The organism is Pseudomonas fluorescens (genome assembly GCF_902497875.1).
GTDB classification, from domain to species: Bacteria; Pseudomonadota; Gammaproteobacteria; order Pseudomonadales; family Pseudomonadaceae; genus Aquipseudomonas; species Aquipseudomonas fluorescens_BR.
In genome coordinates this window covers 1-1974 of record NZ_CABVHY010000088.1, presented here as the reverse complement: position 1 = coordinate 1974, position 1974 = coordinate 1, and the positions used below count along the sequence as shown (strand labels likewise).

Here is a 1974-nt window from a genome sequence, read left to right as displayed (position 1 = left end):
TAAAAGTGCTCGTAGTCGACGATCAGCCGCTGATTGTCGAAGAACTCTGTAAGTTTCTGGAAAGCAGTGGTTACCGCTGCATTCCCTGCACCTGCGGCAAGCAAGCCATCGAACGGTTTAGCGAGGACCCTGAAATCGGTCTGGTGCTGTTCGATTTGCACCTGGCAGAACCGGGCGGCATTCAACTGGTGCAGGCACTGCAGGAGCTCGCCGGCAACCAGCGAGCATTCGAAGCGATCATGCTGACCAGGGCGTCTGACAAACAGCAAGTGATCAAGGCCTTGCGTGCCGGGGTTGCCGACTACTACCAGAAGCCTGTCGATCTGAATGAATTGCTTGAAGGCCTGCGGCGCCAGGAAGCGGTCGTGCAGGAGCGGGTGAAAAACCTTCAATTGAGTCAGTTGAACCAGAAACTGCAAAGCCTCGCCGATTCCATCGACACGCTTTATCAAGACCTCGACGAGGTTCGACGGGGAGCTACGAGCGAAACGCAACCCGCAGAGATTCCAGCCATCCTCAATCAGCTGTCACCGCGCCAACTGGACGTAGCCCGCCTGGTGAGCAAGGGGCAAACCAACTATCAGATCGCCTGTGAACTGGGTATCACCGAAAACACCGTGAAACTTTATGTCTCCCAAGTGCTGCGCCTGACCCAGATGCACAATCGCACGCAACTGGCGCTGGCCTTGGCACCGGGGCGTTCGGGGTTGAGGCAGAGTGCCCGTTAAACCGCGTTATCGTTCATCGCGAGCAAGCTCGCTCCCACAGGGAATTATGTCGGGCCCGAGCTTTGTGCCCGGCCCCGACATCCAGTGACTCAGTTGCTCTTCACCGCATAATCCGGCTTCTTGTCGTTACCTGGAATGAACGGGCTCCATGGCTCGGCGCGGATCGGGCCGTCGGTCTGCCAGACCACCGAGAACTGACCGTCGGCCTGAATCTCGCCGATCATCACCGGCTTGTGCAGGTGGTGGTTGGTCTTGTCCATGGTCAGGGTGTAACCCGACGGCGCGGGGAAGGTCTGGCCGGCCAGGGCTTCACGGACTTTGTTGACGTCAGTGGATTTGGCTTTTTCCACCGCCTGCGCCCACATGTGGATGCCGACGTAAGTGGCTTCCATCGGGTCGTTGGTCACGGCTTTATCGGCGCCCGGCAGGTTTTTCTTCTTGGCGTAGGCTTTCCAGTCGGCGACGAATTTCTGGTTGACCGGGTTCTCGACGGATTCGAAGTAGTTCCACGCCGCGAGGTTGCCCACCAGCGGCTTGGTGTCGATGCCGCGCAGTTCTTCTTCCCCGACCGAGAATGCCACGACCGGAACGTCGGTGGCTTTCAGGCCCTGGTTAGCCAGCTCTTTATAGAACGGCACGTTGGAGTCGCCATTGACCGTGGAGATCACCGCCGTCTTGCCGCCGGCCGAGAATTTTTTGATGTTGGCCACGATGGTCTGGTAATCGCTGTGGCCGAACGGGGTGTAGACCTCTTCGATGTCCTTGTCCGCGACACCTTTGGCATGCAGGAACGAGCGCAGGATTTTGTTGGTGGTCCGCGGGTAGACGTAGTCGGTACCGAGCAGGAAGTAGCGCTTGGCGCTGCCGCCTTCTTCGCTCATCAGGTATTCCACCGCCGGAATCGCCTGCTGGTTCGGCGCCGCGCCGGTGTAGAAGACGTTCGGCGACATCTCTTCACCTTCGTATTGCACCGGGTAGAACAGCAGGCCGTTGAGTTCTTCGAACACCGGCAACACCGATTTACGCGACACTGAAGTCCAGCAACCGAACACCACCGCGACCTTGTCCTGGGTCAGCAACTGCCGACCCTTTTCGGCGAACAGCGGCCAGTTCGACGCCGGGTCGACGACCACCGGTTCGAGCATCTTGCCGTTCACGCCGCCTTTGGCGTTGATCTCGTCGATAGTCATCAACGCCATGTCTTTGAGTGAGGTTTCAGAGATCGCCATGGTTCCCGACAACGAGT

2 protein-coding genes are annotated in these 1974 nt (G+C 58.6%); one reads left to right on the top strand and one right to left on the bottom strand.

Annotated features, from left to right (window positions below; all coding sequences use genetic code 11):
• On the top strand, nt 1-728 hold a 728-nt coding region (locus F8N85_RS33660; RefSeq protein WP_150807659.1), incomplete at its 5' end, for a response regulator transcription factor.
• 89 nt (nt 729-817) lie between these two features.
• Here F8N85_RS33660 and urtA read toward each other — a convergent pair.
• A partial coding sequence (gene urtA / locus F8N85_RS33655) for an urea ABC transporter substrate-binding protein (RefSeq protein WP_150807658.1) occupies nt 818-1974 on the bottom strand: 1157 nt, incomplete at its 5' end.